The sequence below is a fragment of the Bacillus sp. FJAT-50079 genome (assembly GCF_018343515.1).
Lineage (GTDB): Bacteria > Bacillota > Bacilli > Bacillales > Bacillaceae_C > Lederbergia.
Window position 1 is genome coordinate 39,591 of sequence record NZ_JAGYPD010000001.1, and the last position, 15,296, is coordinate 54,886.

Annotated in this window: 14 protein-coding genes and 1 other annotated feature (1 of these 15 only partly in view); of the genes, 3 read left to right on the plus strand and 11 right to left on the minus strand. The window is 39.6% G+C overall.

Annotated features, from left to right (window positions below; all coding sequences use genetic code 11):
- Positions 1–9, minus strand: a binding site (T-box leader) (it extends 240 nt beyond the left edge of the window).
- Between the two features lie 376 nt (positions 10–385).
- On the plus strand, positions 386–868 hold the full coding sequence (locus KHA95_RS00245; RefSeq protein WP_213135488.1) for a DUF4367 domain-containing protein: 483 nt from the start codon (positions 386–388) through the stop codon (positions 866–868).
- A 345-nt stretch (positions 869–1,213) separates the two neighbouring features.
- Here the strand turns inward: KHA95_RS00245 and KHA95_RS00250 are convergent, their stop codons facing one another.
- The gene (locus KHA95_RS00250) at positions 1,214–2,065 is read right to left on the minus strand and encodes a YitT family protein (RefSeq protein ID WP_349305410.1); all 852 of its coding nucleotides are present in this window, start codon (positions 2,063–2,065) and stop codon (positions 1,214–1,216) included.
- 30 nt (positions 2,066–2,095) lie between these two features.
- Complete coding sequence (locus KHA95_RS00255; RefSeq protein ID WP_213135490.1) at positions 2,096–2,983, minus strand: LysR family transcriptional regulator; 888 nt, start codon at positions 2,981–2,983, stop codon at positions 2,096–2,098.
- A gap of 131 nt (positions 2,984–3,114) precedes the next feature.
- Here KHA95_RS00255 and KHA95_RS00260 point away from each other — a divergent pair, with 131 nt between their 5' ends.
- A complete protein-coding gene (locus KHA95_RS00260; RefSeq protein WP_213135491.1) occupies positions 3,115–4,080 on the plus strand; it encodes a DMT family transporter in 966 nt (321 codons plus the stop codon).
- Between the two features lie 1,768 nt (positions 4,081–5,848).
- Here the strand turns inward: KHA95_RS00260 and KHA95_RS00265 are convergent.
- From KHA95_RS00265 to nikC, 4 genes are read right to left on the minus strand one after another with little or no spacing between them, the layout of a single operon-like run.
- Positions 5,849–6,862 (minus strand): ABC transporter ATP-binding protein, encoded by a 1,014-nt coding sequence (locus KHA95_RS00265; RefSeq protein ID WP_213135492.1) that lies wholly within the window; start codon positions 6,860–6,862, stop codon positions 5,849–5,851.
- Entirely contained in the window at positions 6,834–7,871 is a 1,038-nt protein-coding gene (locus KHA95_RS00270) for an ABC transporter ATP-binding protein (protein WP_213135493.1), read from the minus strand. Before KHA95_RS00270 ends, KHA95_RS00265 begins: the two co-directional genes overlap by 29 nt.
- Before the next feature lie 19 nt (positions 7,872–7,890).
- Positions 7,891–8,838 carry an ABC transporter permease gene (locus tag KHA95_RS00275; protein ID WP_213135494.1) on the minus strand — a complete coding sequence of 316 codons (948 nt, stop codon included), beginning with the start codon at positions 8,836–8,838 and terminating at the stop codon, positions 7,891–7,893.
- Between the two features lie 16 nt (positions 8,839–8,854).
- Positions 8,855–9,748: a nickel transporter permease gene (nikC, locus tag KHA95_RS00280; RefSeq protein ID WP_213135495.1), complete on the minus strand. Its 894-nt coding sequence runs from the start codon at positions 9,746–9,748 to the stop codon at positions 8,855–8,857.
- 329 nt (positions 9,749–10,077) lie between these two features.
- Between nikC and KHA95_RS00285 the strand changes: the two genes are divergently transcribed.
- Positions 10,078–11,679: a glutathione ABC transporter substrate-binding protein gene (locus KHA95_RS00285; protein ID WP_213135496.1), complete on the plus strand. Its 1,602-nt coding sequence runs from the start codon at positions 10,078–10,080 to the stop codon at positions 11,677–11,679.
- A gap of 38 nt (positions 11,680–11,717) precedes the next feature.
- Here KHA95_RS00285 and KHA95_RS00290 read toward each other — a convergent pair whose 3' ends face one another.
- The 5 genes from KHA95_RS00290 to KHA95_RS00310 are packed head-to-tail and all read right to left on the minus strand — an operon-like array spanning position 11,718 to position 15,252.
- On the minus strand, positions 11,718–12,476 hold the full coding sequence (locus KHA95_RS00290) for a TatD family hydrolase (protein WP_213135497.1): 759 nt from the start codon (positions 12,474–12,476) through the stop codon (positions 11,718–11,720).
- On the minus strand, positions 12,473–13,219 hold the full coding sequence (locus KHA95_RS00295; protein ID WP_213135498.1) for an ABC transporter ATP-binding protein: 747 nt from the start codon (positions 13,217–13,219) through the stop codon (positions 12,473–12,475). Before KHA95_RS00295 ends, KHA95_RS00290 begins: the two co-directional genes overlap by 4 nt.
- Positions 13,219–13,980, minus strand: a complete 762-nt coding sequence (locus tag KHA95_RS00300) for an ABC transporter permease (protein ID WP_213135499.1) — start codon at positions 13,978–13,980, stop codon at positions 13,219–13,221. The genes KHA95_RS00295 and KHA95_RS00300 overlap by 1 nt, the downstream gene beginning before the upstream one ends.
- Positions 13,980–14,270, minus strand: coding sequence for a thiamine-binding protein (locus KHA95_RS00305; protein ID WP_213135500.1), 291 nt, complete (start codon positions 14,268–14,270; stop codon positions 13,980–13,982). The genes KHA95_RS00300 and KHA95_RS00305 overlap by 1 nt, the downstream gene beginning before the upstream one ends.
- A 13-nt stretch (positions 14,271–14,283) precedes the next feature.
- Positions 14,284–15,252, minus strand: coding sequence for an ABC transporter substrate-binding protein (locus tag KHA95_RS00310; protein WP_213135501.1), 969 nt, complete (start codon positions 15,250–15,252; stop codon positions 14,284–14,286).
- Positions 15,253–15,296 lie beyond the last annotated feature (44 nt).

The window sequence follows — 15,296 nt, forward strand, 5'->3', positions numbered from 1 at the left end:
TGCCAGAAATATTGTTTAAGTTCGAATTATGTTTCATCTTAACTTCTCTTTTTAAGAAAGTCAAGATGTTTTTAATAACTTTGTACATTTCTTAAAAGGTCGGTGGTGAGATCGAGATGTTGATTTCCGTTCTGGCTGGACGCTTTCCGCGGGGCGTATCTTGAGCCTCCCCGTCGCGCAAGCGCTCTTGTGGGGTCTCAAGCTGCACTCACATCCCGCCGGAGTCGCCAGCCGCCACTCCAATCAACGCGGTACAAATATAAAAACATCTCAAACAGTTCCCAGTGCCTTTTTTTGCATCAATAATCTAACCAATTTTACTTCTTAATAATTTTGTTTGGATATACTAACACCTAAATCATAATTATAGAAATGAGGCATTAAATTGCTTTTCCTGGTTCGTTTATTTATTATTTTATTCTTGTTAAATTATTCTCCCTTGATAATTATGGCTAAAGAAATTAAGTATAATCACGACAGCAAAACTATTTCAGAAATAAAGAAAGATGTTGATTTTAACGTTTTAACGCCAAAAATGATTCCTGATGATTGGACATTAGATACCAAAATATCCCCTTGGATAATGCTACATTACATGGATAGTAAGGATACCAAACTGATGGTGAGTATTCATTTAGGAAGAGGATTTCCATTATCTGATGAAGATTTTCCTTTCTCCGAGAAAGTTGATATTAATGGAAACGATGGTTACTTTCAGAATTGGGATGAAATTGGTGAAGTCGATAAACATGGAGACATTATTACTGGCGGCTTACTTAGATGGGTGCAAGATGGTACCCATGTAGAAATGAATAGTTCATGTTTGTCGAAAGAAAGAATGCTGGATATCGCAAGGTCAATGAATTAACTTTCCTCAACTAACAGGGACGATTAGTTCAAATAAAGATGTTGTAAAGGATTCAGTAAAAACGCTCAGAATTTGAGGCAAAAATTATACTTTTATAAAGCTTGAAACATGATGTTAGCATGCTCCGTTGATTGAAGCGGAAGGCGGTGACTCCTGGGGAATTATTAGCGTGACAGGTCAGATCCCGCAGGAGCGTATTTTAAGGAACGAAGCCTAAAGTCGCCACATCGTATGTCAATGGCTTCGTGACCAACATCCTGTTGGCCCGAAGCTCACCGCACGTCCGCCTGGAGCGTAAATCAACAGTATTACATATGTTCTATTTTTCCAGGTGAACTTTTCACCTTAATCGATATAAACTTTTTCACGAGAGAAGCCGCTGCCCAGTATTTCCGAGGCATTCAGGAAAATAACAAATGACTTCGGCTCTTGTTCTTGGAGTATTTTTTTCAAATAAATCGCCTCGGATTGTTCGACAACACAAAGGATGATTGTCTTTTCTTTATTTGAATAGCCACCAATCGATTTCACCTTCGTCAGTCCGCGATCAATTTCTCCTTTAATAATTCGTTGAATCATTTCTTCTTTTTCCGTAATGATCATAACGAGCTTCGTAGGCGATGTGTGCAGCTGCACGAAATCGATCACTTTGCTCGTTACATAAATCGCAATCATTGCAAACAAAGCGAGCTCTAAGTTGAAGACAATCGCTGACGCAGCAACAACGAATCCATCTACAAGCAACTGGGAAAAACCACTCGAAAATCCGGTATATTTCTTCAACAGCTGGGCGACAATCGCTGTCCCACCCGTTGAGCCGCCACCACGATACACAATACCTAACCCAATCCCAAGCACAATTCCCCCATAAATGGCACCAAGCATTGGTTCGTGTATATGGAGGTCAATTCCTTGTGTTAACCAGATCACAAACGGAACACAAAGCGTCCCAACTAATGTTTTTGCACTGAATTCTTTTCCAAGCAGAAATAATCCCACAAAAAATAACGGGAAACTAAAACTAAATTGAACGAGCGCTGGATTCCACGCATAAAGCTCATATAAAATCGTACTAACCCCAGATATTCCTCCAGCCGCAAGTCTTGAAGGCAATAAGAACATATTATAGGATAGCGCGACAAGTGCCGCACCAAAAATCACTTGCACATAATCGAAATAAATACTTTTTGTTTTCACAATAATGATCATACCTACCTTTAAAATCTTTTATAAAAAGGGAAAATTATATCCTTCCTTACTCTTGCAATCGTGAATCGTATCGATAAACTTCTCTAATGAAGCGGTAAGAAATGCGTCTTTTTTGCGAATAAAGACGGTTTGAATTTTACTATATTGTTCCGGTACTTCATGGCATTGAATCAATCCTCTTTCTTCATGATGCTTAACGGTTGATCGCGGTACAAATGAGACGCCTAGTCCAGAATACACACTTCCTAAAATTGTTTCAAGCGTCCCCATTTCCATCAATTTTGAAGGGGCAACTTGCTCATCCCTTAACCATTCCTCCAGCTTTGAGCGATATCCACATCCTCTGTTAAAAACGAGAAACGGCCTCTCTTTTAACTGTTCCAATGTGGCCGGATTCGTATCGGAAATAAGGACTAATTCTTCATCAAATACATCGTATTGGATCAGGTCCGGATGAACCCTGCTTCCCCTTCCAGTTACAAAAGCTCCGTCCAGACGATAGTTCAACACCTCATCAATTAATTGATCAGTCACCCCCGTCGTTAAGGATAAATCAATATGTTCATATCTTTTATTGTAACTGGATAAAATAAACGGCAATTTTATAACCGTTTCGACTGAGCCAATTTCAAGCTTCCCCGTTGGCGTTTCCGAATGATGAAATGCTTTTTTCATATCCGTTACGAGCGACACGATTTTCTCGGCATACTCCAATAATTGCCTTCCTTCAGGCGTCATCACCATTCCACGATTATGCCGATGAAAGAGCGGTGTGTGTAATTCCTCTTCCAATTTTTGAATTCTTGCTGATACATTGGATTGAACATAATTTAATTCTTTCGCCGCTTTACTTATATTTCCAAATTCGACTACTTTCATGAAAATACTTAAATCTTTTAAATCCATGATGTCCCCTCCAATCAAACTGTCATCACAAATAACGATACCTGTTATCTCCATTATTCATTTTACATGATATTCATTCTATTGTTAAATAAAGTTATTACACTGAAGGATTTACACATGGAGGGAATATATTGAAGAATCGCTTTTTATACGGTAGTCTTTTATGTTTAATTGCTAGTATATCTTGGGGTGCCATGTTTCCAGTCGCGCATCATTCCTTTCAATATATTGAACCTTTTTACTTTACGATTTTCCGCTACATTCCCGTCGCATTGATTTTAGTGATCATGCTTTGGGTAAAAGAGGGAAAACAAGCATTTAAGACAGAAGGGAAAGGGTGGTCCCTCTGGTTTTTTGGGACAATGGCATTTACCGTCTATAATCTATTCATCTTTTGGGGACAACATTCGCTCGGTGATTCAGGCGTCCTCTTAGCATCGATTATGGAAGCACTTATGCCACTCATCTCAGTTCTTATTTTGTGGATGCTACGCGGAGCCCGTCCAAGCATCACGACGATCATTTGCATCCTTATCGCTTTTGTCGGTGTTTTACTCGTTATCACAAAAGGAGATATGACAACTTTCGCATCCATCGGAAAGCAAGTTGTTCCGCTCATCGCTCTTTTAGCGTCCGTCATCGGTTGGGTCATTTATACACTAGGCGGCAGCGGCTTTTCTAATTGGTCCGTCCTGCGGTACTCCGCGCTCACTTGCTTATATGGAACAGCAACATCTACCGCAATCGTTCTATTTGGAACGGCATTCGATTTTGTTGATCCACCAAATCTAACAGCAATAAAGGCAGTCAAATGGGATCTTGCCTTTATGATAATATTTCCAGGAATTATCGCATTGCTCGGCTGGAACGTCGGTGTGAGTATTATCCAACCTGTAAATGGCCTGCTATTTATTAACTTCGTTCCCATTACAACCGTGCTCATCACCTTTATTCAAGGATACGCATTATCGATTTTCGAAATTAGCGGCATCCTCCTCGTCGTTGCCGGATTATTGCTTAATAATATATTCCAGCGTAGACGGTTGGACAAACAAGTACACAAAAAAGCCATCGATTCACAATTACAATCTGCTTAATGAAAATCCGGTCATCTCTACTGAAAAGATGACCGGATTTTTCTATGCTGAACGATTCATTTGTCTCCTTAACGCGCTCGCTGTTTCCCCACTAAAAATTAGATCAATTTTTAGAGCTCTATCTAACACTTTAATAAGATTCACTCCAGCCCAGTTAATTTAGGCGATTTTACGCATGTGAACCAAATAACAAAATCGATTGAACTCTTTATGACATTGGTTGCGATTTTCATTGGGAAACTGTCTATTAGAGAACTCCTTATGGACAAAGTTCACGATTTTATTAAGAAGCTGTCTATTAGAGAAATCCTCATGGACAAGATTTACGATTTTCAATAAGAAACTGTCTATTAGAACACTCCTTATGGACAAGATTTACGATTTTCATTGAGAAGCTGTCTATTAGAGAAATCCTCATGGACAAGATTTACGATTTTCATTAAGTAACTGTCTATTAGAGAACTCCTCATGGACAAGATTTACGATTTTCAATAAGAAACTGTCTATTAGAACACTCCTTATGGACAAGATTTACGATTTTCATTGAGAAGCTGTCTATTAGAGAACTCCTCATGGACAAGATTTACGATTTTCATTAAGAAACTGTCTATTAGAACACTCCTTATGGACAAGGTTTACGATTTTCATTAAGAAACTGTCTATTAGAACACTCCTTATGGACAAGGTTTATGATTTTCATTAAGAAACTGTCTATTAGAGAAATCCTTATGGACAAGATTTACGATTTTCATTGAGAAGCTGTCTATTAGAGAACGCCTTATAGACAAAGTTCACGATTTTATTAAGAAATTGTCTATTAGAGAACTCCTCATGGACAAGATTTACGATTTTCATTGAGAAGCTGTCTATTAGAACACTCCTTATGGACAAGGTTTATGATTTTCATTAAGAAACTGTCTATTAGAGAAATCCTTATGGACAAGATTTACGATTTTCATTGAGAAGCTGTCTATTAGAACACTCCTTATGGACAAGGTTTATGATTTTCATTAAGAAACTGTCTATTAGAGAAATCCTTATGGACAAGATTTACGATTTTCATTAAGTAGCTGTCTATTAGAACACTCCTCATGGACAAGATTTACGATTTTCATTAAGAAACTGTCTATTAGAACACTCCTTATGGACAAGATTTACGATTTTCATTAAGAAACTGTCTATTAGAGAACGCCTTATAGACAAAGTTCACGATTTTATTAAGAAATTGTCTATTAGAGAAATCCTTATGGACAAGGTTTACGATTTTCATTGAGAAACTGTCTATTAGAGAAATCCTTATGGACAAGGTTTACGATTTTCATTAAGAAGCTGTCTATTAGAGAACGCCTTATAGACAAAGTTCACGATTTTATTAAGAAATTGTCTATTAGAGAACGCCTTTTGGACAAGGTTTACGATTTTCATTAAGAAACTGTCTATTAGAACACTCCTTATGGACAAAGTTCACGATTTTAACAAGAAACCGTCTATTAGAGAACTCCCCATAGACGAGTTTGCATTTTCCCCTTCGTAAAACCCGACATTTCTTCTCTTTTTAGAAAAGCACAAGTGATAGCCGAGAAACAGAAGTGGACACAAAGCGAGTCGAATAATCTTTAAAATCGCCTTTCTTGGGCTTGTGACCTCGAGCGATGGCACCTAGATTTATACAAAAATATCCCTCCATTGAAATGAAAACAATTATCTATAAAAAAAAGACCAACCTGTAAAAAGGTTGGTCGATCATGTTTATGAAATTGCTTTATTATCAGATATTCGCTTTAATTTTTCCGCTTTCGATTTCTTCCACAAAGTGACAAGCAGCTTCATGGCCTTCTTTCATTGTTGCATGAGTCTTTAGTTGTGGCACTTCATTCCGACAACGCTCTTGGGCAAATGGGCAGCGTGTATGGAAACGACAGCCTGTCGGCGGATTGATTGGAGATGGAACATCTCCTTTCAGAACGATATGTGATTTTTCATGTTCAGGATCTGGGACAGGGATCGCTGAAAGCAAGGCTTTCGTATACGGATGTTTTGGACTATCAAATAATGAATCCTTATCAGCAATTTCAACAATTTTCCCTAAGTACATAACAATGACCCGATCTGAAATATGTCGGACGACACCGAGGTCATGTGAGATAAATAAATACGTTAATTTATATTCCTCTTGTAATTCTTCAAGTAAGTTTAATACTTGTGCTTGAATCGATACGTCCAATGCAGAAACTGCTTCGTCACAAATAATCAGTTTTGGATTAACTGAGAGTGCGCGTGCAATCCCTATTCTTTGTCTCTGTCCACCAGAAAATTCATGAGGATAGCGATCTGCTTGGAACTCATTTAACCCAACCGTTTCTAGTAATTCGAGGACACGCTCACGGCGCTGTGCCCTCGGTACTGAATTTTGGATTTCCATCGCTTCCGTTAAAATTTCCGACACTGTTTGCCGAGGGTTAATCGATGCATACGGATCTTGGAAAATAATTTGTAAGTCTTTACGATATTTGCGCATTTCTTTTTTCGACAGAGATGCAAGATCAACATCTTGGAACGTTACTTTTCCATCTGTCGGCTCTTCTAAACGTAAAATCGCTCTTCCTGTTGTTGATTTTCCACAACCTGATTCTCCAACGATACTAACTGTTTCACCTTCATATACGGTAAAATTAATATCATCTACCGCCTTAACGTGGTTAACGGTTCTCCCTAGAAATCCACCTTTGATTGGGAAATATTGTTTAAGCCCTTCAACCTTGAGCAGTTCTTTTTTCGCCATAAAGCTTCACCTCCGGATCGCCTTCCCATTCGTCTGAATAAATCCAGCAACGAATTTGATTGCCTTTTTCATCAGTCATTAACTCTGGCATCTTCGCTCTGCATAGATCGGTTGCAGCCGGGCAACGCGGTGCAAATCGACATCCTACTGGCATTTCATGTGGATTCGGTACATTCCCCTTAATTGGAATGAGCTTTTCCTGATCAATATCATGACGCGGAAGTGAATTTAATAGCCCTACTGTATATGGATGTTTAGGTTGCTTAAATAAAGATTTTACATCAGAGTATTCTACAACTTGTCCCGCATACATAACGGTGACAAAGTCACATGTTTCCGCTACAACTCCAAGATCATGAGTGATAAAGATGACGGACATGCCCATTTTTTGCTGCAAATCTTTAATTAAACGTAAAATTTGCGCCTGAATTGTTACGTCGAGCGCAGTTGTCGGCTCATCCGCAATTAAAATCTCTGGATTACATGCAAGTGCCATCGCGATCATGACACGTTGACGCATCCCACCTGATAATTCGAATGGATATTGTTTTACCCGTTGCTGCGGGGAAGGAATACCTACAAGTGTCAGCAATTCAACTGCCTTTTTCATTGCTTCTTTTTTTGACAAACTTTCATGAATGACTAATGCTTCACTAATTTGTTGACCAACCGTGAAGGCAGGGTTCAATGAAGTCATCGGTTCTTGGAAAATCATCGAAATGACATTTCCACGAACTTTGCGCATTTCTTTATCTGTTAAGTCCAGTAGATTTTTCCCTTTAAAAAGCACTTCCCCGCCTTTAATCCTTCCGTTGCTCGGAAGCAGTTGCATAAGCGAGAGCGATGTAATACTTTTTCCCGAACCCGATTCACCAACAATACCAAGTGTTTTTCCTGCCGGCACGGAAAAAGTAACTCCGTCTACTGCCCGAACCTCACCATTGTCTGTATCAAAAGAAGTTCTTAAATCACGGACATCTAATACAGGCTGTTCAGTATGTTGTTTCATTGATTATTCACCTCAATTCTCAATCTAAATCAATTCGTTTATTCAACATTCGATACGAGATATCGACGAGTAAGTTTACTAGTACAAAAACAACGGAAATAACGAGGACGGTTCCTTGAACGATTGGAAAATCACGTTGACTGATCGCATCAACGGTCAACCTTCCCATTCCATTAATCGCGAAGATCGTTTCCGTTAACACTGCTCCACCAAGGAATGATCCAAACTCGAGACCAACTACAGTAATAACTGGAATCATCGCATTTTTTAATGCGTGTTTATAAATGACCAAACGCTCAGAAACTCCTTTAGCCCGAGCAGTCCGAATATAATCTTGTCCAATGACCTCTAACATAGATGATCGTGTCATTCGTGCAATAATCGCCGCTCCCCCTGTACCGAGCGTAATGACTGGTAATATAACTTGTCGCCAATCATCCCCCCAACCTGAAGGTCGCATTTTCAAAAATTCAGGAAGTGGCAGCCAATCTACACCAACGGCAAACCATTGAATTAACACAAGTCCCATCCAGAAACTCGGCATTGATAATCCAAACAACGCAACGATCATGATCGAAATATCTGACAATGTATAGTGGCGTACCGCTGAAATAATTCCTGCAATCAGCCCGATAAACACAGCGAGGACAGTAGCATAAAAGGCTAGCTCTACCGTTACCCAAAACCGCGCTTGAATCTCATCCATTACAGGACGTCCACTGCGGATTGAATTACCTAAATCACCTTGCAGCGCATTGGAAATGTATGAAACATATTGGACATGGACTGGTTCATTCAATCCAAGTCGCTCACGAATTTGCTCAACAGTCTTTTCCGATGCTCCCTCCCCGGCAATGATCTGTGCAGGGTCACCAGGAATAAGATACATCAATGAAAATACTAAAATCGTTACCCCAAATAATACGGGAATCGTTTGTAATAAACGTCTAATAATAAATTTCGTCAAGTTCTTGCACCCTCCCTTACTTCTTCATTTTAGGATCGAGTGCATCCCTCAACCCATCTCCGAAAATATTAAAAGCTAGTACTACTAGCACAATCATAATTCCCGGCACTAAAACCATATGTGGAGCGTCAGCCATATACGAACGTCCATCACTTAACATCGCTCCCCACTCTGGAGCTGGTGGTTTTGCTCCCAAGCCAAGGAAGGACAAGCCACTCGCTGTTAATACGGCTGTTGCAATACGTAGAGTCGCTTGTACAATTATAGGCGACATGACGTTTGGTAAAATATGTTTAAAAATAATTCGCGCATCAGATGCCCCTAATGCTCTCATTGCATCAATGTATTCTAATTTTCGGACAGTTAAGGTTGACCCTCTCACAATCCTTGCAAATGCTGGGATGGAGAAGACTCCGACTGCAATGATCACATTGGTTAAACTTCCACCAAGAACACTGACAATCGCTAAAGCTAAGATGATCCCAGGAAAAGCAAGTAAAATATCCATGATACGCATAATGACGGTATCAAGCTTTCCACCATAATATCCGGAAATGACACCGAAGAAAACACCAATAACTCCACCAATAAAAACAGAAAAAAAGCCGACATATAATGTAAGCCCCATCCCATGGATGATTCTAGTAAAAATGTCCCTGCCAAAATTATCTGTTCCGAACCAATGCTCTGCTGAAGGTGGTTGAATTTTATTCGTAACATCTAACTCAAATGGATCCTTCGTTGTCAAAAATGGTCCGATAATTGCTGTAATTATAAATAATAGTATTAATATGCCTCCGACTACCGCTGCTTTATTCTTCTTCAGTCGGCTCCAAATCGTTTTATAGTATTCCAAACGTGGATTTGACCGTTTTTTGCGAACAGCAGGCTGAATCGTTTCTTGAGTCATACAGTAACACTCCTTTCAGCCTATTTATATTAATTTTCATCTATCCTATATTAACGTATTTATCATTTGAAAGTAAACATTGAAAATGACAAAAGTGCTATTTTTGAATAATTAATTACCGTTAATTGAGTAATCCCTATTTGCCCAAAAGTCAAAAAAATAACGCAATTAAATCAACGTTTTATAGTTTAAAGTCGATTATATATCTTCTGTTTTATCTGAATATTAGTAATCGATAATATTATTCTTAAATAGTTGTTACAGAATATAATGTGTGTTATATTTTTTCTGACTACTCATTATTTAATTTTACATAGGAGGAAAAAAACATGAGTAAACGTAACAAGTTTTGGCTACTAGCCTTAACCCTTGTCCTTTCGGCGTTCCTAGCTGCATGTGCAGGCGGAAGCGACAAAGAAGCTGAAAAGGAACAAGAGAATAAATCAGGAGAAGCAAAAGAAGGCGGCGACCTGATTCTTGATGTATTATCAGATGCATCATCATTAGATGCTCACGGCTCAAATGATGTTGTTTCTTCTAATATTCATGCAAATATTTATGAATCATTAGTAAAGCGTAATGACAATAACGAGATTGAACCTAGTCTTGCGGAATCATGGGAGCAAATCGATGATTTAACATGGGAGTTCAAACTTCGTGAAAATGTAACATTCCACGATGGAGAAAAATTCAATGCTGAAGCAGTAAAAGCTAACTTAGACCGCATTCGCGATCCAAAAGTTGCTTCACCAAGATTTTTCCTATTTGAAATGATTACAGATGTAGAAGTAGTTGATGAATATACAGTTCGCATTAAGACTGAATACCCATTCGCACCATTACTTGCTCACCTTTCACATAATGGCGGCGGCATGATGAGTCCGAAAACAATTGCAGCTGACTATGAAGGTATGGAAAACGATAAAGAGCCAGGCGCAGTTATTTCTGAAAACCCAGCTGGAACTGGTTACTTTAAATTTGATAGCTGGGATGCAGGTTCACAAATTAAGCTTGTTAAAAACGAAGACTACTGGGACACACCAGCAATTGTTGATTCTGTTACATTCAAAGTTGTTCCTGAAAGTGCAACGAGAATTGCAGATTTAGAAACTGGTTACGCACATATCGCAGATCCAGTTGAGCCAAACGAAGTAAAACGTGTCAATGACTCCGGCAACGCAACAGTAAATCAAAAACCATCTTCAAGCTTATCTTATATTGGTTTTAACACAGAAAAAGAACCTTTCAATGACGTAAGAGTTCGTCAAGCAATCGCAATGCTCGTCGACAAAAACGAAATCATTGAAGGTGTTTACGAAGGCTTTGGAATTCCGGCAGTAGGCCCACTTGCACCTGGCATTTTCGGATTCAATAAAGATGTACCAGTTGTTGAGCATAACGTTGAAAAAGCAAAAGAATTATTAAAAGAAGCTGGCTACGAAAATGGCTTTAAAACATCGATCTGGACAAACGATAACCAACAACGTATGGACACAGCTATTTTAGTTCAACAAAGACTAAAAGAAGCAAACATCGATGTTGAAGTTGAAGTAATGGAATTTGGTGCATACTTAGAAAAATCAGCAGCTGGTGAACATGATATGTACATCCTTGGTTGGTCTAACCCAACAGGCGATGCTGATTACGGATTATACGCTTTATTCCACTCTTCACAAAAAGGTAACCCTGGTAACCGCTCATTCTACGAAAATCCAGAAGTAGATAAATTACTAGATGAAGGTCGCCGTGAAGCAGATCCAGAAAAACGTTTTGAAATGTACAATAAAGTTCAAGAATATTTAGTTGAAGATGCTCCAATGGTATTCATTCACCACCAAGAATACTTAACAGGAGTTAGCAACAAAATTACTGGATTCGATATTGATACATCTGGTATCTACCAATTGAAAAACGTACAATTTGTAGAATAATATGATAAACCCCGGTTCAGTGGATCTGAGCCGGGGTTTTAAATGTGATAAAATGATTTTGTATTTAGGTAAAGCTTCTGATACACCGCCGAACGATCGATCTTTTTCAGTTCAGCAATTGCCGCAATCGAATGATGGATCATCTTCGGATGCGTCATTTCCTCTGAAAATTCCCCTTCAAACTGCCACGGTCCATCAGTTTCAACCATCATTTGTTCAAGTGGATAGCGTTGGACGAGCTGGCGGATTTCTTGTTCATACAACACATCTGGTGTGATCGAAATATAATAACCGTTTTCGATCATTCGCTCGATCGTTGCTTGATCACCTTTAAACCAGTGAAAATGGGCATCAATGATTTGATGTTTTTCCAGCAGACGACAGACGACGGGAGCGTCTTCATAAACCGCATGCAGAACAACAGGTTTTTTCCATTTTTTCGCCTTCTGTAAAAAGCCATCTAACAACTCGATATAGCCCGTTTGATCACTTTTTCCCGTATAATATGGCAATCCGATTTCTCCAATCGCACACATTCGGTCGCGATTTGCCTCCATCCATGCAAGTAAATCTGCTAATTGTTCATCAGTCGGCAGTTCCTGCTCAGGATGAAAGCCGAAGGCCGTTTCAACTGCCTTATACTTTTTCGCCAGCTCTTTATTCCGTTTACAAGATTGTAAATCATACGAGACCGAAATCACTTTTTCACAGCTAGATTGTTGTAATGAACCTATTAAAGCAGTAATTTCATCGTCCTCATAATGATCTAAATGAATATGGGCATCAATGATTTTCATCGGCTCGCTCCTTTTGGAAAAATTGCTCCACTAACTTCCCGTTTCCAATTAAGAAATTCTTCTGTCAGCAACAATTCTTCGTTACGTGGGCGCGGGAAAGGAACCTGAAATTCAGCTCGCACTGTCGCTGGATTTGACGAAAGAACAATGATTCGGTCCGATAAAAAGAGGGCCTCATCAAGATTATGGGTTACGAATACGATCGTTTTTTTATACTCCTCCCAAATCGAGAGCAACCATAAATGCATTTCCAATCGAGTAAAATCATCCAAAGCGGAAAATGGCTCATCCAAACAAATCAATGATTGTGGACTTAATAAAGCTCGAATAAAAGCGACCCGCTGTTTCATCCCCCCGGAAAGTTCAGCCGGAAGTGCTTGCTCATATCCAGAAAGACCTGCCCGCTTGATCATCTGCAATGCTTTCGTTTCATCGCTCTTCCCATGTAATTCTTGCCCTAACAGAACATTTTGCAAAACGGTTCGCCACGGAAACAACGCCGGCTGCTGTGGCATATAGCTAATTAAGCCACGCTTGCCACTCATATGCTCCCCATCCAAATAAATCGCGCCATGATCAGGCTCTAACAAGCCGCCAATTAAACGAAATAATGTGCTTTTTCCACTGCCAGAAGGACCAAGTATCGTCAGAAACTCGCCTTCTTTCATCGATAGGTCAATATTTTTTAACACTTCACGATCATCAAAGCTTTTCGATACATCCTTGATTTGCAATATACTCATCATTGCCCCTCCTTCCCGTTCCATTTCACTAAATAGCGCTCCACGACTGTAATGATGCCAAAAAAGCATAGGCTTAATATCATAATAACGATAATCGCCACAAATACACGCTCCGTACGGAAGGAAGAGGATGCAAGCGTCATATACACACCAATTCCCTTTTTCGCCCCAAGCCACTCGGAAATAACAGCACCTAACATGCTATATGTTGCCGATATTTTTAAACCAGAAAAAACAGCCGGCAACGCGTGAGGCCATTCCAACTTTGCAAAAAGCTGTGTTTTTGACGCACCAGCCATAAGCATATAATGTTTCATCTCAGGCGGTGTATTCCGAAATCCGCCAAGCGCGGCGATCGTGACCGGAAAAAAGCAGACGAGCGTAATGACGATCATCTTCGGCAGCATGCCAAAGCCAAACCAAATGACGAGCAATGGGGCGAGCACAATGGTTGGAACATTTTGCGATAAAATCAGCAACGGATAAACCGCTTCACGGACACCAGGCAATAGATGAAGGACAGTAGCCGTCGCCAGTCCAATCGAGCATCCGATAAGAAATCCAAGAATCGCCAGTCCAATCGTGGAAGTGACATGCGGATAAAATTGCTCAAACCCACTAACCGCTTCTTTCCAAATGGCACTCGGCGCCGGCAACAACCATTTCGGCACATCCATCAGCCTTACCGCACTTTCCCAAATAATTAATAAAAGGATGAGAACCGCTACCGGCTTCCATCCTTTTTTTATGAAAGAAGACATTAGCGGTATTTCTCCGTTAGTCGATCCATGCTTGCACCCGCTGGATTGTATAAAATTTTCACTTGAGAAATGATGCTCGGACTCCCCATTTCAGTCATCCGCTCATTCATCTTACCAATGATATTCATTAATTCGTATAACTCACCTTCCATTGTTGTTTCCAATGGATTCACTTGATATTTAACTCCTGATTCATCAATGATTTTAATTGCTTCGTCGACATACGGGATCACATCTTCGCCATTTTTTGTTTTAGGGATAATTTGAATACTAATTAATGCATTCGCCATTCTTCATCTCTCCTTATTCTGGTAAAAATTCATTTGTAAATGCTTTTTCTGCGTCTAGCTCTTTATCAAGTAACTCATGATCGAACATCCAGTTCGCATAGTTTTCCCATACTTCCTGTTTTTGTTCGCCCCATTTTGGTGCATCATCTTGATAACGTGAAGCTAGCCATTCCTGACTTCTTTTTACAAGTTCTTCGTCGAGATCAGGTACTTCTTTGATTAAAATAGTAGCCGCTTCTTCATGATTGTCGATCGCAAATTCATATCCTTTCGATACGGCTGCCATAAAAGCTTTCACCGTTTCAGGATCGTCTTTAATCATTTTTTCACTTGTAGCAATAACTGGTGTATAATAATCCAGTTTATCCGAGTAGTCGGTTAAATAGATCATGTTCAGTTCATCGCCGCGAATTTCCGCTTCAATGCCTGTCCATGCATAGTAAATCCACGCGAAATCAATGTCTCTTTTTACAGCTGTAAAAAAGTCTGTATCCCCCATATTTACCGTTTCAAGTTGATGAATATCGGCATTTTCGGTTGCCATCAAAGACGATAGCACTGCTTGCTCAACTGGTGCACCCCAGCCGCCGTATGTTTTTCCTTCAAAATCCTTCGGTGATGTAATATTTTTCTCGACAGGCGAAGCAAATCCCGATGTATTATGCTGAATGATCGCCGCAATGGAAACGACCGGCACATCCTGTACGCGAGCTTCTGTAATACTTTCTTGATAACTAATTCCAAATTCCGCTTTCCCCGAAGCAACGAGCTGATCCGCACCCGCCTCACCCGGTAAAATAATTTCTACATCCAAGCCTTCATCCTCAAAATAGCCTTTTTCTTTAGCCACATAAAGACCAGTATGATTTGTATTAGGTGTCCAGTCCAACACTACGGATACTTTTTTCATCCCATTTTCATTATTCCCACTACATCCTGCTAAAAACAATAAAACGATCAAACTAGCAAACCACTTCTTCATGTTTTTCCCCCTCGTTGTTTTAAAGGAAGTGAACCGCTGAACGA